Source organism: Nostoc sp. CHAB 5836, assembly GCF_020829445.1.
GTDB lineage: Bacteria > Cyanobacteriota > Cyanobacteriia > Cyanobacteriales > Nostocaceae > Nostoc.
In genome coordinates, this window is sequence record NZ_JAIVFV010000087.1 from 1 (window position 1) to 26,963 (window position 26,963).

A 26,963-nucleotide genomic window follows, 5' to 3' on the forward strand; every position below is an offset into this window, starting at 1 on the left:
ATCACTCGAATACTTATGTTTTGGACTTCCAGTTAAAAAACATCCTATATAGGGGCGCAAGACCTTCCGCCCCTATAAATCTAGAAATATTCTGGGAGAATGGTGATTTTTAGTTTAGGGAGTGGGAAGTGGGGAGTTGGGAGTGGGAAACTCTTCCCAGTCCCTAATTATCCAAACATTCTCAGCGTATATCCGCGTGTATCTCCAGTGGCAATTTTGGATTGGTAATTGGTGGTAGTTTAATCCATTACCTATATTCCTAATTTAAAACGAAAATGCTGTTCTGAGCGGACTTTCCCCGATAGTGTTATTGGAGCGATGTCTACGACGGGCTATTGGGCGTCGCTATTAGTGTTGTTCATTAAGGACAGTATGGCGATAATACTAATAGGATTTACGGAGAATACTTGGTTCGTAGTGAGCGCTTGAGCGCTCAAGCCAAGGACTAAAGTCCTTACTACGAAGTTATTCACCCATTAAAGTTGTGGTGGACTACTAAGGGATAATTTATTTTTTTGGAAATCCCTTAGAGGATGTTTGAAAAATATTTTTCGTCACACCAAAGCCTCCCAAACCTAACCCCCCATTCCCCCCAACTCTTGGAGACAATAGGAGTTGCAAAGCCTCTCTGGGGTTCAAAGAGGGGTTTCTAATGGTTTATCGCACAATACGGTTCACAAAAGGACTGAAACTCTTTTTTTTACGTAGACGCAAAGCGGCTTGCCGCAGGCTACCACAGAGGCGCAGAGAACACAGAGAGAAGAGAGAAGGAGGAAATGCTTAACCCAACTGTATTGGTTTATCGCATTAATTGTGATAGGTAAATCAAATTTCAATTTCTCTTCTTTCCTTCTTTGCGCTCTTCTCTAACGAGACGCTGCGCGAATGCGTGCTTTGCGGTTCGTTCTCTTACCCCTCAAATTTAATGAGACAGACCACTAGTACAATGTCTAAGTTAGTTTTGAGGGTTTGTAGTAAACACAAAGCGTGCTGAGGAAATAAGCACTGAAGTCCTGACTACGAACTTGCTTACCCATCAATTTCAACTTGGCAGATGTCTAGTATACTTTAGGACTTTTAAAACATCCTCTGCTCAGAATTACGGACTCACAAGTTGCTCTTGTAATTCCTGCTTGACCGTTGAACCTTGAGTTCCCAGTTGAATCAGTTCAATTTTATACCCATCGGGATCTTCGACAAAAGCAATTACTGTTGAACCGTGTTTCATCGGCCCTGGTTCGCGCACAACTTTACCACCCTGATTGCGGATTTCGTCACACGTAGCGTAAATATCATCAACGCCAAGAGCAATGTGACCGTAAGCATTACCCAATTCGTATTTTTCCACCCCCCAGTTATAAGTTAGTTCGACCACCGCTTCGTCGTTTTCATCACCGTAGCCTACAAAAGCTAGGGTAAATTCTCCCCCTGGATAATCTTTTCGACGCAGTAATTTCATTCTCAGAACTTCACAGTAGAACTTTAAGGACTCTTCAAGGTTCCCCACCCGCAGCATTGTGTGTAGTAATCGCATATTGACCTTTTCTCTGTAATTGATTTAGTGTTATTCTCTGCCAACATTTTACCTAGCTCAAAGTCTGAAGGTAAAAATGCCATCACAGAAAAAATTAAAAGGTAAAGGACAGGATAAACAATTACCCATTCTTGGCACTGATCCCGATCTCTAATAATGGAAATCTTCTTTAATCTCAGCGAAGAAAGTCTCTTAACCCCCTATGCTAGCGATTGGGTTAGGCAACTGGACTGTATGCGTAACACACTCGAAAAAAGGATAAAGTACAGATGAGTAAATTTCTAGATACTGCAATTGTTGCGATCGCAGCCCGTGAAATTCTTGATTCACGCGGTAGACCGACAATTGAAGCCGAAGTGCATTTAGCTAACGGTGTTGTCGGACTGGCGCAGGTTCCCAGTGGTGCCTCCACTGGCACTTTTGAGGCTCACGAACTGCGTGATGGCGATAAAAACCGTTATGGGGGCAAAGGCGTACTCAAGGCAGTACAAAACGTTAAAGAAGCACTTGCACCACAATTGTTAGGCTTGGATGCCCTCAACCAAGAATTGCTAGACCGGACGATGATTGCTATAGATGGTTCTGCTAACAAATCTAATTTGGGAGCTAATGCGATTTTGGGAGTTTCCTTAGCAGCAGCCAAAGCTGGTGCTGAGTCTTTAGAAATTCCTCTATATCGCTATTTAGGTGGCCCTTTAGCGAATTTGCTACCAGTGCCGTTAATGAACGTGATTAACGGTGGCGCACACGCCTCAAATAACGTCGATTTTCAAGAGTTTATGATTGTCCCAATTGGCGCAACTTCCTTCCGGGAAGCGTTGCGCCAGGGTGCAGAGGTATTTGCTACCCTGAGTCAGGTGTTAGACGAGAAGGGTTTGCTTACTGGTGTGGGCGACGAAGGCGGTTTCGCTCCTAACTTAGAGTCTAATCAGGTAGCTTTGGAATTGCTAGTTGCTGCCATTAAGAAAGCTGGTTATAAGCCAGGGGAAGAAGTAGCGTTGGCATTGGATGTGGCGGCGAGCGAATTTTACAAAAATGGTCAGTATGTTTACGATGGTAAACCTCACGCCCCGGCTGAGTTTATTGATTATTTAGGACAACTAGTTGATCAATACCCAATTGTGTCAATTGAGGATGGCTTGCACGAAGAAGATTGGCAAAATTGGCAATTGCTCACCCAGAAATTAGGTTCGCGGGTGCAGTTGGTAGGGGATGATTTGTTTGTGACTAACGCTACCCGCTTGCAAAGAGGCATCCAGGAAAAAGCCGCTAATGCCATTTTGATTAAACTCAATCAAATTGGTTCTCTCACCGAAACCTTAGAAACGATTGATTTGGCAACTCGCAATAGTATGCGTTCAGTAATTAGCCATCGTTCTGGTGAAACAGAAGACACAACGATCGCGGATTTAGCCGTAGCAACCCGTGCCGGTCAAATCAAAACAGGTTCCCTCTGTCGCAGCGAACGAGTCGCAAAATATAATCGCTTGCTGCGAATTGAAGATGAATTAGGCGATCGCGCCGTTTATGCTGGTGCTGTGGGGTTAGGGCCGAAGTAGGGAGATGAGGGAGCAGGGGGGGATGAGGGAGCAGGGGGGGATGAGGGAGCAGGGGGAGATGAGGGAGCAGGGGGAGATGAGGGAGCAGGGGAAAAAATACTTCTTCATCCCCCTAATCCCCCTCATCCCCCTCATCCCCCTCATCCCCCTCATCCCCCTCATCCCCCTCATCCCCCTCATCCCCCTCATCCCCCTCATCCCCCTCATCCCCCTCATCTAGGGATAGAAACCAAGCTTGGGCAACCCCAAGGTTTCATCCCAGCCCATCATCAAGTTTAGACATTGAATTGCTTGCCCCGCCTGCCCTTTAATTAGATTGTCAATTGCTGATATGACAATTACTCGACCTGTGCGCGGGTCAACTTCTACACCGATGTAACAAAGATTGCTGCCGTTAGCCCACTTGGTTTGCGGGTAAATGCCGCTACCGCAGACTTTGACCCAAGGAGAGTTGCGGTAGAAGGCTGAGAAAATAGTGATTAAGTCATCTCGTACTAAACCGGGATCGCTCATTTTGGCATATACCGTTGCCAAAATCCCGCGTACTATTGGGATCAGGTGGGGTGTAAATTGGATCATGAGATCGTGACCAGCCAAGTCACTGCAAATTTGCTCAATTTCTGGGGTATGACGGTGACGACCGACGTTGTAAGCTGCTATGGAGTTGTCTGCTTCAGCTAGTAATAAGTTGGTTTGAGGCTGCCGTCCATTGCTAGATGTGCCAGACTTGGCATCGATAATAGCTGTTTCTGGTATGATTAAGCCTTGCTTTAAGAGTGGCGAAAGTGCAAGGAGACTGGCAGTGGGATAGGAACCAGGACAGCCAATGAGTTGAGCTTCGGCAATGCGATCGCGATAAAGTTCTGGTAATCCATAAACTGCTGTAGCTGCAATTGTGCGATCGCTTCTCTCAATGCCATACCAATTTGTATAAGTTGTCAAATCACCAAACCGATAGTCTGCACTCAAATCTAGTACTTTACATCCTTTTTCTAATAGTTTAGGCGCAATTTGGCAAGCCAGACCATTTGGTAAAGCCAGAAAAACTACTTCACAGCGATGAGCAATTATTTCTGGTTCTACTGCTTCTATTAGCAGGTTAGTTGCATGAGCCAGATGCGGGTAGAGATCCCCGAAAAATTTCCCGATACTGCTTTCACCTCCTAAATAAACCAGTTCAACTTCTGGATGATCCATCAGTAATCGTACTAACTGTACTCCGCCATAGCCCGACGCGCCAACAATCCCAACGGGTACGCGTCTAAATTTGCCCATGATCTAAAATCCTTATCCCATGAATAGTTAACTCGTTCTCAGCTATCAACAATATCAGCCACTAGACGCACAGCGTACAAAACGCCCAAAAGTGGGAGCAGGGGGAGATGAGGGAGCAGGGGGAGATGAGGGAGCAGGGGGAGATGAGGGAGCAGGGGGAGATGAGGGAGCAGGGGGAGCAAGCAAACAATTATTATTCCCCCTCATCTCCCTCATCTCCCTCATCTCCCTCATCCCCCTCATCCCCCTCATCCCCCTCATCCTTTACCACTGCTGCACTTGATCAAATCATTGCTAGTCTACTTCTCTGCCTTATAAAGGAGCTACAATCAAAAAGAAGAAATTGTTAAAAAAATTTACGTTGGTAGCTGGAAATCTTTCTGTGTCACAGCCTAATACTACCCAAACTTTTAAATTTGATTCCATTGATGCCGCCTTAGCAGACCTAAAAGCTGGTCGTGTGATTGTAGTGGTGGATGATGAAAATAGAGAAAATGAAGGCGATTTGATTTGTGCTGCCCAATTTGCCACACCTGACACGATTAATTTCATGGCGGTGGAAGCGAGAGGACTGATTTGTTTGGCAATGGCAGGCGATCGCCTAGACGAGTTAGACTTACCCTTGATGGTAAGTAACATTACAGATACTAACCAAACTGCCTTCACTGTCAGTATTGATGCCGGTCCAGAATTGGGTGTCACCACGGGCATCTCAGCAGAAGACCGCGCCCGCACTATTCAGGTTACTCTCAACCCAGCCACAAAACCTACCGATTTACGTCGTCCTGGTCATATTTTCCCGATTCGGGCTAAGGCTGGTGGCGTACTAAAACGGGCAGGACATACAGAAGCGGCTGTGGACTTAGCTCGACTCGCAGGACTATACCCAGCAGGGGTAATTTGTGAAATTCAAAACTCCGATGGTTCAATGGCGCGGTTGCAACAGTTAGTCGAATACGCTAAACGTCACAATTTAAAAATTATTAGTATTGCAGATTTAATCAGCTATCGCTTACAGCACGATCGCCTCGTGTATCGTGAGGTCATTACCAAGCTGCCTAGTCAATTCGGTCAGTTTGAAATTTACGCTTACCGTCATACCCTGGACAATACAGAACACGTCGCAATTGTCAAGGGTGATCCAGCTAATTTCAAAGATGAGCCTGTGATGGTGCGGATGCACTCAGAATGCCTAACTGGTGATGCTTTGGGTTCTTTGCGCTGTGACTGTCGAATGCAGTTACAAGCAGCACTGAAAATGATTGAGGCTGCTGGTCAAGGTGTAGTTGTATACCTGCGCCAAGAAGGGCGGGGAATCGGCTTGATCAACAAGCTGAAAGCCTACTCCTTGCAGGATATGGGACTGGATACAGTGGAAGCTAACGAGCGTTTAGGATTTCCCGCCGACTTGCGAGACTATGGGATGGGGGCACAAATGCTCATGGACTTGGGCATTAAAAAGATTCGCCTGATTACCAATAATCCCCGTAAAATTGCTGGAGTTAAGGGCTATGGGTTGGAAGTAGTCGATCGCTTGCCATTGTTAATTGAGGCCAATGACTACAATTCTTATTACCTGGCAACAAAGGCGAAAAAGTTGGGTCATATGCTGTTACAAACTTATCTGGTGACAGTCGCAATCCATTGGCAAGATGACCCGGAAGCTGTGACGGAACGCTACGAACGCTTAGAGAAACTGCGACACTTAGCGAAAAGTAATGATTTATTGTTGCAGGAAGAAGCGCGTCCCTTAGCGATCGCGATATTTGACGAGCCATCCTTAACAGTACACTTGGGTTTTGATCAGGCAAAAGTTGCTAGCCATGATTGGTATCGCCAGGATGGTCATCCTTATATACAGGCAATCTTCCAAATTTTGGATGAACTCGCAACAGTGCCATACATCCAAAAACTAGAATTTCTGATTTCCTCTGGTTGCGATCCTTTGAGTAATTTACAAGTCCAACTAGATCGGCAGATTTTCTCGCATGGTACACTACCTTCATCAATTCGCGATCGCTTGGAGACGCAGCAAATTTACAGCTTTAGCAAGTAGCCACGCATCATGTGACTTAAAGGAATTGTTTGCCGCAACGGCAAGCAATTCCTTTAATTAGACTCCAGCTTCTTGATACTTGAAACAGCAGACTGGTAGTTTAGGAGATAAAAACTGGAGTTTATATGCAATGCCGTCAAAATCAGCAAGCCCTACTTAAAGATTTTTAAGGACAAACGGCAAGCTTTTACCTAAATTTTGAACTCAAGGCAAAATTATAGTTTAAATAGAGTCACGCACGAATATCTGCTCGGCAGCTTGCCGTTGCGGCAAACAATTCCTTTAAGTCACAAGAAGGGCGAACCCGGAGGGGGGTTACCACGGTAATCGCTCATGGGGTAAACCGCCAAGACCTCTCTGCGTAAGAATTGTAGCGACTGACGCGACACAGGGAAGAGTTTTTTGGGTATTTTTTTATCCTCAAAGACCACGTAGTAAATATTCAAATGATATCTAAAGATTTTGGATATTGATTCTCTAGACAGATCAGGAATTTTGGAGGCAAACTTTAAGATGAAAAAGTCAAAAGCAAACAAACCACATCCTTACGAAGGAGAAATTCTATGGGTAACATTATTGCTTGGCTGGTTTTGGGTTTAATTGCAGGTGCTTTAGCTAAGTTATTTTATCCCGGAACCCAAGGTGGCGGTATTCTCTCCACCATTGTATTAGGAATCCTTGGAGCTGTCGTGGGAGGCTATTTGGGTCAAACTTTGCTAGGAAGTAGTTCAGCAGCCGCCGCATCTGTAGGAGCTTTTTCCTTTGGAAGCATTTTATTTGCTGTTCTGGGTGCTATGCTTCTGATTTTCCTTTGGGGTTTACTAACTCGTCGAGCTGTGTAATTAACCGAAATTAGCTAACACTCTTGGGAATCACTCCTAGCTGCAATAAACCGATAAAATGACATTAGAAAAAGAGCGAACAACTATAGGAGTTTTCGCTAGATGTTCCGATGCAAAATTGGTACTTCAGGAACTAAAAGCTTCTAATTTTCCAATGCACAAAGTTTCTGTAATTGCACGGAATGCAGAAGAACAAAGTGATATTACTGGTGTTGAAGTTCAAGAGCGTACGGGCAATATATCTGAAGATGCTGCTGGAGCCTTTACTGGTGGTGGTTTAGACAGTCTAACTGGTTTATTAGTCGGTTTATCCCTCTGCACAATTCCTGGTATAGGCCCAGCCATCCTAGCTGGAGCAGAAGCAACAGCGATCGCCACCACTTTAGCAGGTAGTTTGCCTGCTGTGTTGCTAAGTTTAGGAATTCCTGAAGAGCAAACACAGGGTTACAGCGATCTTGTCTGTAAAGGTTACTATTTGGTGATAGTAGCCAGCATAGATATAGAAATTCGTCTTGCTCAGAGGATTTTTAAGCGCCGTGATATTCAACAGTGGGGTGTTTATCAGCCATACTCGACCCCAAATAATCGCTATAAATATGCAGTTGGTGTTTTTTATACACGCCAAGACGCAGAAACAGCGCTTACTGAACTTATAACCACTGGCTTTCCGATGAGTCAAGTATCAATACTTTCTAAAAACATCAGTAATCTAGATGATATTCCTGGCGTGAATAATATTAGTACTTCCCAAGATTACTACACTAATTTAAGAATTCCTGATCATCTAGCCAGATATTATCAACATCATCTCACCCTTGACCATTACCTAGTAGTCCTAAAAAGCACTGATATTTACATAGCAGGTGCAAGAGCTATTTTAGAGAGTAAGAATATCCAGGATTTTACTATATATAGCCAATCTGAACTTGATGCAGCTAGAAGCGATCGCCAGGTTATTACGAACTTATAAGTAAGTCGGTGAGAATAAATCAAATGAGGTTAGGGATTACCAAGAAATAAATTATCCCATCTTGTGGTGTGGGCATCTCGCCATTGGTGTCAACTTAACGTAGAAGTTATGTCCCGCAAGGAACTGAAGTTCCTTGCTAATAACAAAAGTCTTCTGTTGATGACTAAATATTTCCAATAATCGTTTAGTCTACTGAAGTAGACTTTAGCTATTAGCCTCGAACTTTAGTTCAAGGCGGGTGATATAGGCAACATAAGTTGACACCAATGGCATCTCGCCCACCCCACAATAAATAGTTGGATATTTATTTAGAAGTCCCTTAAGTTCTGATATAGTGCCTGGAATAATGTTGAACTCATTGAAGATTGGAACCAAGATTGGAGCAAGTTTTGCCTTGAGTCTGGCAATTCTGATGAGCATTGGTTTAATCTCCTACCAAAGCACTAATGAGCTAATTGAAACTTCCCGCAACGAAAACCATACTTACCAGGTGTTAAGTAAGCTTGAAGACCTCCACTCGCAATTGATAAATGCCGAGACTGGGCAACGTGGTTACGTAATTACTGGAGAACAGCGCTATCTAGAACCTTATAATGCTGCCATTAAAACACTGGAGCAAAAAGTCAGAGAAGTTCAAAGATTAACGTCAGATAATTCCAACCAACAACAGCGGTTAGATGTTTTACAGCCATTAATCACTAGGAAACTGGCTGAACTTCAAGAAACTGTCGATTTGCGCCAAAATCAGGGTTTTGATGCTGCCCAAAAACTCGTTGCGACAGACCGGGGTAAGGAACTGATGGCTGAAATCCGCCAAGTAATCCTAGCGATGGAAAATGAGGAGAATGCACTGCTTAAGCAACGTTCCCAAAGGGCACAAACAGCTTCCCATCAAACCGTCGCCAGCATTGTCTATAGTATTCCCTTATTTTCTTTGCTCTTAGCTTTAATCGGATTCGCCCTGACCAGACATATCTCAGTACCACTCAAACAAGCTTATGATTTGGCTCAAAAGGTGGCGGATGGAGATTTATCGGTAAGTTTACCACACAGCGATCGCCAGGATGAAATTGGTGTGTTGACGCGCATCTTCAACCAGATGATCGTTAATTTGCGAAACACAACTCAAAAAAATGACCAGCAAAACTGGCTAAAGTCTAACTTAGCTGAATTTACCCAGATGCTCCAAGGGCAGCGAAATCTGCAAAGCGTATCTCGGATGATCTTGTCGAATTTAGCACCACTGGTTGGGGCATCGCAGGGCATTTTTTATCTGATGGACTCAATAGACGACCAGCCGATGCTGAAGTTGTTGAGTAGTTACGCTTACAAAGAGCGGAAAAATCTGGCAAACCAGTTTCGTTTGGGTGAGGGATTGGTGGGACAATGCGCCTTAGAAAAACAAAGAATCATCCTCACGGAAGTTCCTGGTGACTATATCCGCATCAGTTCCGGCTTGGGAGAAGCACCACCCCTAAATATTATTGTGTTGCCCATACTATTTGAGGGACAGGTAAATGCCGTAATTGAACTTGCCTCTTTTGGGTCTTTTAACGAGTTGCATCTGACATTTCTAGAGCAATTGAGTGAAAATCTGGGTGTATTTTTAAATAACATCGCCTCCCAATTGCAAACTCAGCAACTACTTGAAGAGTCTGTTACTTTAACAGAAGAACTGCAAAGCCAGCAAGAAGAACTACAGCAAAGCAATCAACGCCTGGAAGAACAAGCGCAAAAGTTAGAAGAATCACAATTTATTGTTAAGCAATCTAACGAAGAATTACAACAACTAAATCAGGAGCTAGAAGAAAAGGCAGAATTATTAGAAGTTCAAAATCGGGAAGTTGCCCGCAAGAATCAGGAAGTTGAGCGAGCGAGGCAGTCTTTGGAAGAAAAAGCTGAACAACTAGCGTTGTCTTCCAAATATAAGTCAGAATTTCTCGCGAATATGTCCCACGAATTGCGGACACCACTAAATAGCCTGTTAATTTTAGCAAGGCTGTTAGCAGATAACTCTCTTAATAACTTGACTGAGAAACAGGTAGAGTACAGCCGGACTATTTACTCGGCTGGAAATGATTTACTGGAGCTGATTAATGACATTCTAGATTTGGCAAAAATTGAGTCGGGTACTATGTCGCTCGATATTGAGCCAATTGCTTTTGCAGATTTGGAAACATCTCTAGAGCATACTTTCCGGCAAGTTGCCCACAATAAACAACTCAGTTTTACTATTGAACTGGATGAGAAGTTACCGCCGACAATTTATAACGACTCCAAACGCCTGCAACAAGTGCTGAAAAATCTCCTAGCTAACGCCTTTAAGTTTACAGAACAGGGAGGCGTGAAGTTACAAATTAGTATGTATTCTGAGGCAGCCGAAGTTGATAATCCCATGATTGCTTTTGCAGTTAGCGACACGGGTATTGGCATTACAGCCGAAAAGCAGAAGATTATTTTTGAGGCATTTCAGCAAGCAGATGGCACCACCAGCCGCAAGTACGGCGGAACTGGTTTGGGTTTGTCCATCAGCCGCGAATTGGCTCAACTGTTGAGAGGGAGAATTGAACTAGTCAGCCAACCAGGACAGGGAAGCACCTTCACCCTTTACTTGCCCACGCGACAGGAAAAGAATGGTAATCTCAGCACACCACCCCCTGAGCCAAGCACCTCTATCCGCACAGGATTGACCATAAAAGAAGTGCCAATAGGGGAAAAAAAACTCGCAAATTTAGACACCACTCCATCAGCGAAAGTACGTAGCAGCTTCCCCAATGAAATTCCAGATGACCGGGAAATAATTCAACCGGGCGATCGCATTTTGCTAATTATCGAGGATGACGATAAATTCGCCCGCATCTTGCTAGATATGGCACGTCAGCAGGGCTTTAAAACCATCGTTGCTTTACAGAGCAAACAAGGTTTAGCACTGGCGCAACAGTATAAACCGAATGCGATTATGCTAGATATCCATATGCCAGAGATGGATGGTTGGACGGTGCTGGATCGTTTGAAACATAAACCAGATACCAGACATATACCGATACATATACTTTCTGTTGATGAAAGACAGCAACGGGGATTACAGTTAGGAGCGATTACCTATCTCCAAAAACCAGTTTCTCCAGAAGCGCTAACTCAGGTATTGACTGAGATTAAAGGTTTTATTGATCGTCAGGTAAAAAATCTCCTAATCGTAGAAGATGACCCCGTACAAGCCCAAAGTATTATGGAACTGATTGGTAATGGTGATGTCCAGAGTACAGCAGTGGGTACGGGAGCAGAAGCCCTGTTGATTTTGCGATCGCATCACTTTGATTGTATGGTAATGGATCTCGGTTTGCCTGATATGAGCGGGTTTACACTAATTGAGCAGATAAAACTTGAACCCAGACTTTTGAAACTGCCGATCATCGTTTATACCGGCAAAGAACTCAGCCGACAAGAAGAAACCCAACTGCGGGGACTAGCAGAAACAATTATCATTAAAAGTGTGCGATCGCCAGAGCGGTTGTTAGACGAAACTGCCCTGTTTTTACATCGGGTGCAAGCAAATTTGCCCCCACCAAAGCGTCAAATGCTAGAGCAACTACATCAAACTGACCCGGTGTTGGCTAATCGGAAAATTTTGATTGTGGATGATGATCTCCGAAATATTTTTGCTCTTACCAGCTTTTTAGAAAGCTATCAAATGCAAGTGCTGTTTGCCGAAAATGGCAGAGATGGCATAGAAACGCTGCAAGCTAATCCTGACATTAATATAGTTTTGATGGATATTATGATGCCGGAAATGGATGGTTACGAAACCACCCGCGCCATCCGCCACCAACAACAGTTTCGCTCACTACCAATCATTGCTTTAACTGCCAAAGCCATGCCCGGCGACAAGGAAAAATGCATCGAAGCTGGAGCCTCTGATTATATCACCAAACCCGTAGATACAGAACAATTGCTTTCACTGCTCAGGGTTTGGCTGTATCGGTAAGATTATTTAGGGCTTACGCAATAACTCTCTGATGAGAAATCCGGGTTAAGCCCCATACCCCATTCTCCATTCCCTAATCTGAGGCTTTGATCACAATCCCAACTCTTCTGGAAAACCGAGCATGATGTTTAGGTTTTGGACGGCTGCCCCTGATGCGCCCTTACCCAGGTTGTCAAGACGAGCAACTAGCAACACTTCTTTGGTAGTGTCATTGGCGAATACAAAAACCTGAACAATATTAGTACCATTCAGTGCGTAGGCGTAGCCCGTCGTAGAGGTCGCATCCAAAAATATTCCGTCTCGCAGCAGAGTAGAATCTTGGAATGGAGCAACCTGCACAAACTTTTCACTTTGGTAGTAGTCAGCGATCGCCTGATGGATAACCTTACCTGATGGTGGATTATCCAAAGTCCCTAGTGGCAAAGGTATTTGTACCAGCATCCCCTGCTCAAAATCTCCCACTGCTGGTACGAACAGTGGCGGCGATGCTAACCCTGAATAATGATGCATTTCCTTGACGTGCTTATGCCCAAACTGCAAACCGTAGATGCCATAAGGGTAGAGCGACTCTGCCCCAGCTTGCTGTTCATGGAAGCTATGATACTGTTTAATGAGATTCTTTCCGCCGCCAGAGTAACCTGACACGGCATTAACGGTGACGGGAAAGTTGCTGTTCAGGAGTCCCTTAACAATTAACGGACGGATACAAGCTAAGAATCCTGTGGGATAACAGCCCGGATTGCTGACAAACTGGGCGCTGGCAATTTTCTCTCGCTGTCCTGGATTTAGTTCAGGGAAACCATATACCCAGTCTTTAGCCGTACGATAGGCAGTACTAGCATCAAGGATCTTAACTGTATTACTACTGACTAAGCTAACAGCTTCGCGAGCTGCGTCATCAGGTAGACAGAGAATAATAACATCGACGGCATTAATTAGTTTGGCTCGCTCAGTTGCATCCTTACGCTTGGATGCCTCAATGCTAACTAACTCGATATCGTCACGTTGGTTGAGGCGTGAGTATATTTGTAAGCCTGTAGTTCCCGATTCCCCATCAATAAAAATCTTCGGTTTAGTAGTCATAGGTTTCTTATATGTCAATAGAGTTCAGTTAAGCATTTCTTTTAGGACTACCCCTTTCAAGGTGACTCGTAAAATCTCTGTTTTTCTCTCTGCGCTCTCTGCGCCTCTGCGGTTCAAAAGTAATTTATTTAACCTTGTTAGGCACAGAGGACACGGAGTATAGAGCTTAAAGAGGAATTTATGTTCAATATGGCTCAAAAGCCCAAGCTTCCTACAGTACATATGTATGATGCGTAAGTCCTAAAATTATAAAAGTAAGAGTTATTTTAACGATCAATTTTTGAATCAGATTAACGTGCTTTCACCATCCACACCAAAAAGCTCAGAATTGATTCGATAGGAGGAAGATAATAATCCATTAAATCAATTGTGACTGTTTGCCCCTCTAGTTTAAGAAATCGCCATTGGGTTCCACTGCTGACTGTACCGTAAACTGCTGTTAAGGGTTGTTCTCTTGCTTGATTGAATCGCTGTGCAGCTACCATTTCTGCAATGCATTGTCCCAATCCAGATTTTAAATCTGATTTTTTCGCTTCAACAATGACAATTGCAGGTGCTTCCACCGTTAATTGTTCAGGTGAACGGCAAAGCAAAAAGTCGCATACACCGTTGAGTCCAATACTCGCATCAACGTTAAACTCTTCTCCTGAAAACACGCTAATTGAGCAATTGAAAATGCGTCGCACTTCCAATAATATAGGATTAATTATCGCCTCTGAACGAGCTTTTTCTGTATCCACTGCGATCGCCCACGGTAAATCTTCTAAAATCCCTTGCAGTCTGAAACTTGGAGTGATGGGTTCAATGGAGTCTGGGAAAAAGCGAACTCCTTCGACAGTATTTAGGTGAAAATCTTGTTTCACTCGGTCAATGTTGAATTGACTGTAGAGCATGATAAATCAATACTCCATCAATTTGGTTGATTGTAATAGATTGTTATTTTTTCCTTCATCTCCCCCCTTTGATGCTATGAATTTTCGCTTTAACGAACTTTGGGGGTTTAAGTCCTAGCCTTTGAAGGGCAGCACGTTTTGTGTCGGGGTCTAAATCCCCGTCACAAAACGTAATTGCGAATTGCGAATTGCGAATTGCGAATTGGTTTAACTCGTTTTTGGATCGGCTACTTGTCCCAAGCCAGAGTACGTTTCACTGCTTTTTGCCAAGTAGCAAAGTTGGACAAGGGGCGATCGCTCATCGGCTCAAACACACGCTCAATTTGCCGTTGTTCCACTAATGCTTCATAGCTCTCCCAAAATCCTACAGCTAAACCTGCCGCAAATGCTGCACCCTGAACGGTGGTATCCCGCATTACCTTTCGTTCAACTGGAATACCTAACACATCAGCCTGAAACTGCATCAGAAAATTATTCTCGCAAGCACCACCATCTACTGTTAATCGCCCAACTGGAGTACTGCTAGATGCATTTATCGCCTGCACTACCTCCAGAACTTGATAAGCGATCGCTTCCAGCACGGCGCGTACTAGATGCTCTGGTTGTACACTGGCGGTAATGCCGAAAAAGGCTCCCCTGGCGCTCATATCCCAGTAAGGGGCACCCAAACCACTAAATGCAGGCACAAAATATACTCCGCCATTATCTTTTACCTGATTGGCCATTGCTTCAGTTTCAGCAGCAGTTTTAATCAGCTTCAGGCGATCGCGCAACCATTGAATACAAGCTCCACTAGTAAACATACTGCCTTCTAGGGCATAACCGACATCGAAGGTTCCCCTGGAATTCCCTTGTGTCCATGCCACCGTCGAAATAAGTTGATGGTGCGAGCGCACAATTTGATTACCAGTGTGAGCTACCAAAAAACTACCAGTACCGTAAGTACATTTCATCAAACCAGGGCGATGGCAGCCATGACCAAATAGAGCGGCTTGCTGATCCCCAAAAATGGCCGTGATGGGAATTTCAGCACCCAATAAAGTAGCATCAGTGACTCCAAATACTCCTAAACTCGGCTGAATCTGGGGCAAAATATGAGCCGGAATTTGAAATAGTTCCAGTAAATTCTCATCCCACTCACAGGTTTTGAGATTCATCAACATTGTACGGCTGGCGTTGCTGTGGTCGGTAGCATGGACTTTCCCACCTGTGAGGTTCCACAGCACCCAGGTATCAATAGTGCCTGCTAAGACATTGTTCAGGTCAATATCTGGAAAATTATCTAATAGCCACCTGAGTTTAGTTGCAGAAAAGTAGGCATCAATGATTAATCCAGTGCGATCGTAAATTTCTTCAGCGTAGCCTTGTTCTTGTAACTGGTGGCAAAGGGGAGCAGTGCGGCGATCTTGCCAGACGATCGCTCTATGGATTGGTTTACCAGTAGTTTTGTCCCAAATCAAACAGGTTTCGCGCTGTACAGTCAGTCCCAAAGCTGCGATCGCTGATGGCGCAATTTTAGCATTGGCAATTGCAGTTTCCATCACCCAACAGGTATCCTGCCAGATTTGTTGAGGGTCATGTTCTAACCATCCTGGCTGAGGATAATACTGAGTTAGCCCTTTATACGCCTGCCCAACAATCTTGCCCTCTGGGTTAAACACAAAGGCGCGGTTGCCTGTCGTACCTAAGTCTAGTGCTAAGATGTAGATCGATGATGAAGGAAAGTAATTCAATTCCTCAATCCCCCTTGGTGTTCACAATTAAAACCTCGATGCTCCCAAGCTGGCAGATCTATTTTGGTAAGTTTTATCACATTTGAGCATTGTGGTTGCATAATTTGACTCAAAATTGCCCAAAATAAGCTGCGTGTTAAATCTAGTCCAGTTTTGACCCAAGATTCACGATTACCAGGAACACCCAACTCCTGAACAATCTCTGATTCTACCCAAATACCATGAGCGCCCAACAGAATCTGTGCCATCCATTTCGCTCTGGGTAAATGACTCGGCGAGGTAATCAACATGACTTTATGCACTCCCCAACGTCGCAGAATTGGAATACCATAATAAAAATTTTCAAAGGTAGAATTCGCGCACTTTTCTAACCAAACGTTTTGTAACCTTGCTAATTCCCGCTGAAAAATTAACCATATGCAGGGATCTGGGGAACCATGAGAAATTAAAATTGGGGTTTGTGGGTATTGTTTTGCTTTTTGGGCAACATAAGTTTCTCGACGAATACTGCCACCAAGGACAAAAAAGGCATCTACTGGCTGCAAAGAAGCAAAAACTAAGGTTATAGTAGTGAAAATCAGCCAAGTGGCCAGAAAAAAGTACAATCCACAACTGAGTTTTTGTAACAATTCCCACAGATTAGGATATTTATTTTTAATAGAAATTAATGATTTGATGGTAAATTTGCGTTTCATGACTTAGGTAAGAAAACCTGATTTAATGGCTGTCTAACAGTGCTGCAATTCAGTATTCAAAGTGCTATCTTATAGAAGTAATGAAGAACTGCAAACATGACGCTGCTCAAAGTGTCACAAGTTCAGTATAGCCTTCCGGAGAAGGCTAACAAACGGAGAAATGATTGTTAAGAATGCAGTATTTTCGACATCATTCAACAATAAAAATGATCAAGGGAGCATAGCTGAGTTTGGAGTATAAAAACTTAAAATTTTCTGGAAAGCCTGATTGCTAAACTGTCAACAACACAATTATTCCAGCTAATATACATGAACCAATCTGCGAAAAGTTACTCGCCGCTCCAAGTAGCCTTGATTGGTGGAGCGATCGCCACAACTGCTACAATGTCTGTGTTCGGCCCGGCTTGGACTCGTGGTGTCCGTGCCGCTCTAGCCCTACAAGACAGCCCAAAAACCATAGTTGACCAAGTTTGGCAACTGGTGAACCATGAATATGTTGATGGTAAATTTAATCAACAAGATTGGCAAGCAACCAGGCAAAGCCTGTTGAGCAAAGACTATTCTTCTCGGGAAGAAGCTTATGCTGCCATCCGCGAAGCTTTACAAAGGTTGGGAGATCCTTACACTCGATTCATGGATCCCCAACAGTTTGAAGCTCTAACTAACCAAACATCTGGAGAAATCTCTGGTATTGGCATTCGCATGGAAGTGAACCAAAAAACTCAGCGTCTCACTGTTGTCGAAGCCATAGAAAATTCTCCAGCCCTAAAAGCTGGGATCAAACCAGGCGATGAAATTTTGGCAATTGACGGCAAACCCACTCTCAAAATGAAAGTGGATGACGCCTCTAAGCTAATTCGTGGGAAATCGGGTACTCCCATCAAGCTACGGCTGGGACGAAGAGGGTTAAATACCTTTGATTTGAAGCTGACGAGGGCAAATATTGAAGTGCCAACGGTACGTTATACCGTCAAACAAGAAGGGAATCACCGCATTGGCTATATCCATTTGCGGGAATTTAGCGCCCACGCCGCAGAACAAATGCAACGAGCTATTCGCGATTTGAACACTAAGAAAGTTGATTCTTATGTCTTGGATTTACGGGGAAATCCTGGCGGGTTGTTGCAGGCCAGCATTGAAATTGCCCGGATGTGGTATGATCAGGGCGGAATTGTTAAGACAGTAGACCGTGTAGGCGGCACTGAGGAAACTAAAGCCAATCGCACTTCTTTGACAAATCGTCCTTTGGCAGTCTTAGTGGATGGTAACTCAGCTAGTGCTAGCGAAATCCTCACAGGGGCACTCAAGGATAATAAGCGGGCGGTAGTTGTAGGTGGTCAAACTTTTGGTAAGGCTTTAGTGCAGTCAGTTCATGAACTCGCAGATGGTTCCGGCTTGGCTGTCACCATTGCCCATTACTACACCCCTGCGGGAACAGATATTAACCATAAAGGGATTACGCCAGATATCAAGCTAGACTTGACAGAGGCACAAGAGCGTCAGTTGGCTTCTAATCCGAATTTAATCGCAACGAAGAGTGATCCACAATATGCGCGGGCGATCGCAATTTTATCAAATAACAAATTTGCCCAGCCCCCTGCAAACCAGCCCACTCGACCCATGAGCCGCGCTGGTGACTTGAAATTTTAGTAGGTGTTTATTAGCGAAATTTTTACAGTCAGGAGAGTGTCAAGAAAACTGCTTGATATACCGTTCCAGAATTTTGGTTTGGGAATACTAGCTAGTAATCCCATCTCCAAAATCTCAGATTTATGAATCATCAGTCAGTTGATACAACCACCGCCACCAGCTTTTTACCAATGGTGTCGGTGGTTGTTCCTATTTATAACGGTGAGGCGGATTTACCAGAGTTAATCAGTTGTCTGTTGTTTCAAACTTACCCAAAAGACCGGGTAGAGTACTTGTTGGTGGACAATAATAGTAGCGATCGCACTCTCACCATTCTCCAAACATCTGCCGAAAATTGCCCAATTACAATTCATCCCTTGAGCGAAAACCAAATTCAAAGCTCCTATGCTGCTCGTAATACTGGGATTCGCGCCGCTACGGGTGAAATTATCGTTTTTACCGATGCAGATTGTCGCCCGCAACGGCAATGGTTAGATGCATTAATTAAACCTTTTGTCAATATAGAAGTGGTAATTGTCGCTGGTGAAATTTTGCCACTACCGGGTACAACTCTGCTAGAACAACACGCAGACCGTCAAGAAACTTTGTCGCAAAAGCATACCCTCAAACATTCCTTTCGTCCCTATGGTCAAACGGCTAATTTGGCGATTCGACGCATTGCCTTAGAAAAAGCGGGTTTATTTCGTCCCTATCTTACCACAGGTGGCGATGCCGACATTTGCTGGCGAATTTTGGGTGAAAACATCGGGCGTTTGGAATTTGCTCCAAATGCGATCGTTCAGCACCGCCACCGCGCTACACTCAAGGAACTGCAAAGTCAATGGCGGCGCTATGGACGCTCAAATCGTTATCTGCACGAACTGCACGGTGTAGATTTGATGCGAGAAATCACACTTAAAGAATGCGGCTATCGTTTGGGACGTTGGTTATTGAAGGAAATACCAAGAGATATTAAGAAGGCGTTGGCGCAGCCCGACGCAGGTATGGCGGGTCAAGTCAGTATTGTAGATTTATTAAATACTCCCATTGGTTTGTTCACCGCTAGGGCGCGTACTGCTGGGCAAAGAGATGCTAAGTTGCCAGATAATGCCAAGATAATTGATAGGCTGTAATAATCTAGTGGTCTGTCTCATTAATTTTGAGGGATAAGAGAACGAACCGCAAAGCACGCATTCGCGCAGCGTCTCGTTAGAGAAGAGCGCAAAGAAAGAAGGAAAGAAGAGAAATTGAAATTTGATTTACTTATCAGAATTAATGCGATAAATCATTAGTAGTCTGTTTTCATTAATTTTGATCAGTTTATAGTAAGCACAAAGTGTGATTCAAAGTTCAGGACTAAAGTCCTGACTATGAACCAATACGGTTCACAAAAGGGCTGAAACTCTTTTTTTACGAACCACAGAGGCGCAGAGAACACGGAGAGAAGAGAGAAGAGAGAAGGAGGAAATGCTTAACCCAAGTGTATTGGACTAGGAACTGATTCACCCCTCGAAATTAATGGACATCTCCAGAAATTAATTATGCGTTGCCTGAAACCCTTGTAGAGACGTAGCACTGCTACGTCTCTACATTCATTTTCACCAGATGTCTAATAGACATCTGGTGAAATTAAATATGCGTTACCCCAGGGCTATTTCATTCTCCTCTAGCCCGCCTCAGAATGAATTCACCTCTCTTATAGCGAAAGTCGTCTAAAGACGACTGAGAAAAGGTTGTAGTCCGTTTTAACGGACTTTAGCTATTAGGCCGGAACTTCAGTTCCGGGTGGTTTATGTCTAGAATGAAATAGCCCTGTGCGTTACCCAGAACCCTTGTTTTGACGTAGCACTGCTACGTCAAAACAATTCTTTTTCACTCCTATGTCTAACGAAACAGACCACTAGCCCTATAGTGCTATTTAGATTTGGCCTCCAAGTTTTCTAAACGGCTTCTCAATTCCTGGTTTTGTTGTTTGAGTTGGTCGAAATCTTCACGCAATTGACGCAGGGTTTTTTCTGAACCAATATTCTTTTGCACCCTGGAAATTTCTTCCTCAGCATAGCGACGTACTCGCCCATCGGCTGTTTGTTCAGCTACCGATCGCAGAATACCCACTGCTTTAGGTGTTTCCATTTGTCCTAATGCTGCGGCTACGGCTACTTGGGTTAAAAAGAAGGTTTCTTTGGCTAGTTCTGTTAATTTTTCTAAAATCCGTTCCAAATTAGCCGGACTTTGACCTACAGAAATTTTTCCTAAAGCGCGAATTGTGGCTAAACGTAGAGGTTGTGGTACACCGAGTTTGGTGTATTCGATTAGTATATTTAAAGCTGCTTCTGAGGTTTTGAATTCAGCTAAACCAGCGATCGCCCCACTCCGCACGACTTCATTCCAACCCGCTTTTTCTTCTAAAACGGATTTCAGCAGCTTTAATACCTTGTCTTCCTTGGGTTTTTCTTCCAAGTTTGCAGATGCCTTGGCGAAGCCCGTCGGAGACATTGCTCCGATTACACGAGACGCTGCTGCTTCCACGTAGTAGCTGGGATCGCCTTTTTGGACTAACGCTTTCACAACTTTATAGCTTTCAGCAGTTTTTATTTGAGCAAGTGCTTCTACTACAGATCGTCGCACATAGGCATTTTTATCTTTTAACCCCAGAACTAACCCATCAAATACTTGATCTAAATTAATTTGGGCTAGTTGTTTCGCCGCTTCTACACGCACCCCCCACAATGAGTCATTTTTGAGCGCCGCAGATAGTGCTTTCGTCGCTTCTAACCCGCCTTTTTTCGCCAAAGCTTCTGCTGCATAAATGCGCGAAATCGGGTCGGTATCAAATTCTAACTGTGCTTTTAACTCCGCTATTGGATACTCCAAAGCTACTGTTTTTAGATAATTATTTCCAACATCAAAGCTGATAAATTGAGGCTTATTTTCTAGGGGAAAGTAGAAACTTTGTTCACGTTCATTCACCCGAACAACAAAAGTTTTGAGTTGTGAATTATGAGTAATAAGTTGAGAATTATTTTTAACTCCCAACTCCTCACTCCCAACTTCTTCCAGTTGTGTATAGCCAAAACCAATAGGTATTTTTAAATCAAACAAATCTTTACTGCCATTTTTACCTTCAGCAGCTTGGGTTTGAGTTACCGTAATTTTTGCCAAATTAGCATCCCCATCCCAAAAGTAACCTACTTTAAAATCGGGATGACCACCACGATAAACATATTGATCAAAGAGGAACAAAAGATTACGTCCAGTTGCTTTTTCAATCGCCCTGAGTAAGTCTACTGTTTCTACAGTTTTATGGGCATTATCTTGGACAAATGTTTGAATAGCTTGCCAAAATAATTCATCTCCCAATTGCGCCCGAATCATGTGATAAACACAAGACCCTTTTTCGTAGATGTGGCGATCGTAAAGTTCAATAGCTTCCCGGTAAATGTGCGTTACCATCGGCCGGCGGTAGCGGCTGCTATCTTCACTAATGTAACGACGAGCTTCTAATAAACGATAGTAAGCTGCTTCTTCGAGACTATATTCCTGTTCTGTCCACATCACCTCAGAATAGGAAGCCATCCCTTCTTTAATCCAAGCATGAGACCAATGCTTAATCACCACCAAATCACCAAACCACTGGTGCGCCAGTTCGTGAATGACTAAAGCTTCGGTACTACGGTTATCTAAGGCGGCGCGTTCATCCAGCAAGCATCTATCTGTTAAGAGGGTTGCGGAAGTGTTTTCCATCCCGCCAAAGATGAAGTCATCAACGCAAACTTGGGCGTATTTTGGGAAAGCATAGGGATAACCATACTTTTGGCTCAAAAATTCGATCATCCGGGGAGTTTTGCCCATGCTGCGTTTAGCATCTTCCTCCCGTTCCTTTTCTACGTAGTAGGTTACAGGTTTACCCTGCCACTCATCTCGAATTTCGGCAAAATCACCTACTGCCAAAGTCATCAAGTAGGTAGGATGAACTTGTTGCTGTGACCAATGATAGATTTTGTAATCACCATCTTCTGTGGTGTCAATTAATTCACCGTTGGAGATAGCCACGAGAGGGTTGGGAACACGCACGCGAATTTCCGAAGTAGACAATTGTCCTGGATAGTCAAAGCAGGGGAACCAAAAGCGAGAGTCTTCGTCTTCTCCCTGAGTCCAAACTTGAGTAGGCTTGTTTGGGTAGTGCTTGTCTGGTTGAATAAAATAAATACCGCGTTGGGGTTTTGCTACCGAGTAGGCGATCGCAATCAGCAAGCTTTTACCAATCTGGGTCGCCTGAGAAAGTTGAATTGAAAGCTGTTCCCCGTCATAGTCAAAACTTTGTGGCACCTTGTCCACCTGCACAGACTCGATATTCAGGTTGACACCATCCAAAGTTAAACGATCAATGCCATTACGGATTGGTAAGAGGCGAATGCTACAACTGCCCTGATAGCTTTGCTTAGGAATATTCAAACTGAGATCGAGAAAAATATGCTCTACCTGTCCCGGGCGATCGGGGTTGTAGTGTGGTCTTGCTCCCGGTAACTCAAAAGGTTTGTGTCCGTTATTATCTGTATCAAAATAAGACTTCGACATTGATCCTTACTGACCTTGTAATCCTGAAAAGTCTGCCTTGCTGGATGTTCTTAAGTTAAATAGCGGTGTCTGTACTTCCCAAAGTAGTAGGGCATTATGGAGGTGAGAACTCAATACGGTTCGGTTAAGACTAAAAATAAAAATGTGTAGGTTGGGTTGAGCGTAAGCGAAACCCAACAAAGAGAAAGAAAATGTTGGGTTTCGTTCCTCAACCCAACCTACGAATATTCTTAACCGAACAGTATTGGGTGAGAACTCACCTTTGGGATTGGGGGATTGAAATTAATCTCACCCGAACTTCCGAAGATCGGCTACCGATCCTGGGACTTCTTTCCATATCCCTACCGCATTTATTCCTGATGTTTTGCACTTTTTGGTGATTGAGTCAAGAGTCTCTTGCACCTGATAAATTCTCATTAAGTACAAATACTCCTAATTATTCTTATAACTTAGGATAGCTTGCTGCTACTAATCAGGCTATTTTGTTTGAGAGGAACGGCATATTATTTGCCGATTTGCTCATGATCCCTTTGAATTATTTTTGAGAGTAATTTTAGACTGCTAACTTATAGGACTACTAATTCTATCAGTAAATACCGATCCATGAGCGGAAAATATTAATAAATCCGAAAACTCTACAGTGACACTTGTATAAATCTTGGTGACAATCTGAGCAAAAGAGGATAATAGAATGCCTGAAAGTAAATCAAAATTTCTCATTCCTGCTGTTGGTGCTGCTGTAGTTGTAGCAGGAAGTATAGCAGCTTATATGTACTTAAAAGGCCCATCAGGAGGTAGTTCAGACGCTCTCGGCAGTGCGAAAGTAGTACCTTCAACAGCATTGATGGCAACTTATATTACTACTGACCCTGAACCTTGGGCAAAGTTACAGCAGTTTGGCACTCCAGAAGCACAAAATTTAGTGGCAAAAGGTCTGGAATATTTCAATAAGCAAATGTTCAGTGAAGGTAACATTTCTTATGAAAAAGACATAAAGCCTTGGGCTGGTGGTGTGATGATTGCTGTATTGCCACAAAATCCTGTAAAACCGGCACAGTTAAACGTGCCTTCAGGAGTACCTAATGTGCCAACAAATTTACAGCAGGAATCGAATATCCTGATAGTGGTGGGAATCAAGGACAAACTGAGTGCGTTGAATTTTGCTAACAAATTGAAGTCACAAAAAGGAGTAAAATCACAGGAATCTGACTATCAAGGTCAAAAAATTAGCGAAACTACACAAAACGGCAAGCCGACCTATAGCGTAGTTTTAAATAATAGTCACTTAGTATTAGCCCCCGAAAAGCAAGCTGTAGAAAAAGCAATTGATACCTTTAAGGGACAGTCTTCTCTCGCCACTAAAGAAGGTGCTAGCAGCATTCTTAAAGGAGTGGATGTTAAAAACAGCCTCGCCCAAATTTATATACCAGACTATGGCGGGATGATACAGCAATTAACGGCTGGAAATCCGCAGACAAAGCAGTTACCCCCACAAACCCTGACGCAACTGAAGCAGATAAAATCTGTGGTAGCAGGTGTTGGTGTTGATGATGCGGGAGTGAGGGTAAAAGCGATCGCCAATTTAGATGCGCAACTAAATAAATTTCAGTATCAATCAAGTCCGGGAAATATAGTCGGGCAATTTCCCACTGATACCTTTGCTTTAATTAGCGGAAATGGCATCAGTCGTGGCTGGGAAACCATAGTAGAACAGTCTAAAGATGATCCAGAAATGAAGCAAGCTCTAGAACAAGTGCGATCGCAACTGAAATTTGCCAATCTAGACCTAGATAAGGATATTTTTGGCTGGATGAATGGGGAATTTGCCTTTGGTGCGATTCCATCAAAACAAGGAGTGTTAGCGAGTGTTGGTTTTGGAGGTGCTTTAGTATTTGATACTAGCGATCGCAAAACTGCCGAAGCCACCTTAACAAAATTGGATACCCTTGCCAAAAACCAACAAATCAACGTCGCCAACAGAAACATCGCTGGTAAAGATGTAACTGAATGGCAAATTCCCCGACAAGGAGCTTTATTAGCACATGGTTGGCTAGATCAAGATACTGTATTTATAGCTCTTGGTGGCCCGGTTGCTGATGTAGTTAGCGATCGCAAAAATCCATCTCTTGACACTAGCGAAACCTTTAAAGCTATTACTGGTTCTTTGCAAAAGCCCAACGGCGGCTATTTCTACCTGGATATGGATAAAACTAAAACTGTACCTTTGATCAATAATTTTCTCTTAGCTGATCCCAATACCACCACCATCTTGAGTTCCATTCGTGGTCTTGGTTTTACCGCTACTAGCCCCGATAAATCCACCAGTCAATTAGAGATGTTGTTAGCTCTCAAGCCTACTGTAAAATAGGGCATTGGCCATAGAAAAGAGGCACAAGGGCGAGGGTTATTTGCAGCCCCTGAACGCAGCTCGCCGATCTTTAGATGTCAAGTTTCTATTTGGTTCTAGACTGGACTCCAGGAAGTATGTCATAAGTAGAAAAAGCTGTTAAATGCAAACTGATTTATGACTGCTGCTGTAAACACTAATCCTGGTTTAGCTTCCCGCTTGGTAAATGGCATACTGGCAATCCAGCCTTTAGCTAACCTAGCCAAGCATCAAGCTAGACAAATGATGATTAAACGTGCCGAGAGAATTGGTGTGCCTTGGACGCAAGAAGTGGAAACACTACAGGCGCGTGATTGGAAAGCCGATCTCGCTCAAGTACAAAATCCTCAGCTTTCCTACCCCGATTACTACGTCACCTCATTCCATGCCTACGAAACCGGAAATCTCAGTTGGCAAGCCGCCTTTGAGGTAGAACCTGCTGCTTACGCTGTCCACGCTAAGATTTGGCAGGGCACTGAAGAAGCGCAAGGCGATCCCATGCTGCGCCAAAGTTACCACAATATCCTAAAAAGTCAAATCCCCAACGAGCCGCAAGACATCTTAGATGTAGGGTGTAGTGTTGGCTTAAGTAGTTTTGCCCTACAAACAGTTTATCCCCATGCCAAAATTACAGGCTTAGACTTATCTCCCTACTTTTTGGCTGTTGCCAATTACCGCGCCCAACAACGTCAAGCTAAAATTAACTGGCTTCATGCCCAAGCAGAATCTACTGGACTACCAGATGCTTCATTTGATTTAGTCTCTATTTTCCTGATGTGCCACGAATTACCCCAGTCAGTAACCCGACAGATTTTTGCCCAAATGCGGCGCTTGTTGCGTCCGGGTGGCTACTTGGCAATCATGGATATGAATCCCAAATCTGAAGTTTACAAAAAAATGCCAGCCTACATTTTGACTTTGCTCAAAAGTACTGAACCGTATTTAGATGAATATTTCGCTTTAGACATTGAGCAAGCTATTGTTGAGGCGGGTTTCCAAACTCCTATTATCACTAATAATACCCACCGTCACCGTACAATAATTGCTCAGGTGAGTGGTTGATTTATCTCTATTGTTGTGGGCAGCAATACCACCCTTGCTGCTGCTAGGCTACTACTACTGTCGAGTGCCATTTGCTCCACCTCTGTTAAAGTTACTGATGTTCTTTATCATTGGGGCAATATCTGGAATCTTAGCCCTTAGCCTCCAATGGGTTTTTGAAACTGTAGCCAACTCTTTTGTAGACTGGCAGCAGATCAAACGTTCGCTTTCTGGTATAGCCTTGCGGCAGCTTGTGGAAGTAGGCACAATTGAAGAGAGCTGTAAGTTAGCTGCGGTTTTGATCCCAACCTCCTATCTGCAACACAGGTATCGATTACTTCAGTCTACAGTTTTCCTCTTCACCATAGCCGTTGCCCTTGGATTTACTGCCGAAGAGAACTGGATTTACCTTTTCCACGATACCGCATCAATTCTTGACCGGATTATTGGCACGCCAGTCCACGCCATGTTCTCTGCACCTTGGGGATATGCTTTGGGAGTTTATATTTCCTCCCACACTCGCTTAAATCGAGACAAGAACTTCATTTTTAGGGCTTGGCTAAATTCTATAATTTGCCATGCCCTAGTTAATGTCTTATCTACTGCTTGGCGTTACTCATTACCCCTGCGTTTCCTGAGTTATGGTTTATTTCCGTTTCTGTTGTGGATGTTTTGGCGACTGGAACAATTACTCCGAAAAGTGC

Annotated in this window: 19 protein-coding genes; 12 read left to right on the plus strand and 7 right to left on the minus strand. The window is 43.8% G+C overall.

Annotated features, from left to right (window positions below; all coding sequences use genetic code 11):
• Positions 1-1,099: 1,099 nt before the first annotated feature.
• Entirely contained in the window at positions 1,100-1,534 is a 435-nt protein-coding gene (gene gloA, locus LC605_RS18020; protein WP_229548888.1) for a lactoylglutathione lyase, read from the minus strand.
• A gap of 269 nt (positions 1,535-1,803) precedes the next feature.
• On the opposite strand from gloA, the gene eno reads away from it, so the two are divergent.
• On the plus strand, positions 1,804-3,093 hold the full coding sequence (eno, locus tag LC605_RS18025; protein WP_229548889.1) for a phosphopyruvate hydratase: 1,290 nt from the start codon (positions 1,804-1,806) through the stop codon (positions 3,091-3,093).
• 4 nt (positions 3,094-3,097) lie between these two features.
• A complete protein-coding gene (locus LC605_RS18030; RefSeq protein ID WP_229548890.1) occupies positions 3,098-3,313 on the plus strand; it encodes a hypothetical protein in 216 nt (71 codons plus the stop codon).
• On the opposite strand, the gene argC (LC605_RS18035) is transcribed toward LC605_RS18030, so the two are convergent.
• On the minus strand, positions 3,310-4,368 hold the full coding sequence (gene argC / locus LC605_RS18035) for an N-acetyl-gamma-glutamyl-phosphate reductase (protein WP_229548891.1): 1,059 nt from the start codon (positions 4,366-4,368) through the stop codon (positions 3,310-3,312). The two genes, LC605_RS18030 and argC (LC605_RS18035), sit on opposite strands and share 4 nt — an antisense overlap.
• 107 nt (positions 4,369-4,475) lie before the next feature.
• On the opposite strand from argC (LC605_RS18035), the gene LC605_RS18040 reads away from it, so the two are divergent.
• The 5 genes from LC605_RS18040 (at position 4,476) to LC605_RS18060 (ending at position 12,221) form a co-directional block, all read left to right on the plus strand.
• Positions 4,476-4,718 carry a hypothetical protein gene (locus LC605_RS18040; RefSeq protein WP_229548892.1) on the plus strand — a complete coding sequence of 81 codons (243 nt, stop codon included), beginning with the start codon at positions 4,476-4,478 and terminating at the stop codon, positions 4,716-4,718.
• A gap of 32 nt (positions 4,719-4,750) precedes the next feature.
• Entirely contained in the window at positions 4,751-6,424 is a 1,674-nt protein-coding gene (ribBA, locus tag LC605_RS18045) for a bifunctional 3,4-dihydroxy-2-butanone-4-phosphate synthase/GTP cyclohydrolase II (protein ID WP_229548893.1), read from the plus strand.
• 563 nt (positions 6,425-6,987) lie between these two features.
• Positions 6,988-7,266, plus strand: coding sequence for a GlsB/YeaQ/YmgE family stress response membrane protein (locus tag LC605_RS18050; protein ID WP_229548894.1), 279 nt, complete (start codon positions 6,988-6,990; stop codon positions 7,264-7,266).
• Between the two features lie 58 nt (positions 7,267-7,324).
• On the plus strand, positions 7,325-8,236 hold the full coding sequence (locus LC605_RS18055; RefSeq protein WP_229548895.1) for a hypothetical protein: 912 nt from the start codon (positions 7,325-7,327) through the stop codon (positions 8,234-8,236).
• Positions 8,237-8,582: 346 nt separating this feature from the next.
• Entirely contained in the window at positions 8,583-12,221 is a 3,639-nt protein-coding gene (locus LC605_RS18060) for a response regulator (RefSeq protein ID WP_229548896.1), read from the plus strand.
• A 90-nt stretch (positions 12,222-12,311) separates the two neighbouring features.
• Here LC605_RS18060 and argC (LC605_RS18065) read toward each other — a convergent pair whose 3' ends face one another.
• The 4 genes from argC (LC605_RS18065) to LC605_RS18080 form a co-directional block, all read right to left on the minus strand.
• Positions 12,312-13,304, minus strand: coding sequence for an N-acetyl-gamma-glutamyl-phosphate reductase (gene argC / locus LC605_RS18065; protein WP_229548897.1), 993 nt, complete (start codon positions 13,302-13,304; stop codon positions 12,312-12,314).
• A gap of 290 nt (positions 13,305-13,594) precedes the next feature.
• The gene (locus tag LC605_RS18070) at positions 13,595-14,197 is read right to left on the minus strand and encodes a hypothetical protein (protein ID WP_229548898.1); all 603 of its coding nucleotides are present in this window, start codon (positions 14,195-14,197) and stop codon (positions 13,595-13,597) included.
• A 227-nt stretch (positions 14,198-14,424) separates the two neighbouring features.
• Positions 14,425-15,930, minus strand: a complete 1,506-nt coding sequence (gene glpK, locus LC605_RS18075; RefSeq protein WP_229548899.1) for a glycerol kinase GlpK — start codon at positions 15,928-15,930, stop codon at positions 14,425-14,427.
• Positions 15,927-16,625: a YdcF family protein gene (locus LC605_RS18080; protein WP_229548900.1), complete on the minus strand. Its 699-nt coding sequence runs from the start codon at positions 16,623-16,625 to the stop codon at positions 15,927-15,929. Before LC605_RS18080 ends, glpK begins: the two co-directional genes overlap by 4 nt.
• Positions 16,626-16,934: 309 nt before the next feature.
• Here LC605_RS18080 and ctpB point away from each other — a divergent pair, with 309 nt between their 5' ends.
• Both ctpB and LC605_RS18090 read left to right on the plus strand, forming a co-directional pair.
• The gene (gene ctpB / locus LC605_RS18085) at positions 16,935-18,275 is read left to right on the plus strand and encodes a carboxyl-terminal processing protease CtpB (protein ID WP_229548901.1); all 1,341 of its coding nucleotides are present in this window, start codon (positions 16,935-16,937) and stop codon (positions 18,273-18,275) included.
• Between the two features lie 122 nt (positions 18,276-18,397).
• Positions 18,398-19,387, plus strand: coding sequence for a glycosyltransferase family 2 protein (locus LC605_RS18090; RefSeq protein ID WP_229548902.1), 990 nt, complete (start codon positions 18,398-18,400; stop codon positions 19,385-19,387).
• Positions 19,388-20,168: 781 nt separating this feature from the next.
• Here the strand turns inward: LC605_RS18090 and LC605_RS18095 are convergent.
• Entirely contained in the window at positions 20,169-22,832 is a 2,664-nt protein-coding gene (locus LC605_RS18095; protein WP_229548903.1) for a M1 family metallopeptidase, read from the minus strand.
• Positions 22,833-23,523: 691 nt separating this feature from the next.
• Here LC605_RS18095 and LC605_RS18100 point away from each other — a divergent pair.
• The 3 genes from LC605_RS18100 to LC605_RS18110 all read left to right on the plus strand — a co-directional run.
• Positions 23,524-25,200, plus strand: coding sequence for a DUF3352 domain-containing protein (locus tag LC605_RS18100; RefSeq protein WP_229548904.1), 1,677 nt, complete (start codon positions 23,524-23,526; stop codon positions 25,198-25,200).
• A 156-nt stretch (positions 25,201-25,356) separates the two neighbouring features.
• Positions 25,357-26,280 (plus strand): class I SAM-dependent methyltransferase, encoded by a 924-nt coding sequence (locus LC605_RS18105; protein ID WP_229548905.1) that lies wholly within the window; start codon positions 25,357-25,359, stop codon positions 26,278-26,280.
• On the plus strand, positions 26,273-26,963 hold a 691-nt coding region (locus tag LC605_RS18110), incomplete at its 3' end, for a PrsW family intramembrane metalloprotease (RefSeq protein WP_229548906.1). The genes LC605_RS18105 and LC605_RS18110, both read left to right, overlap by 8 nt.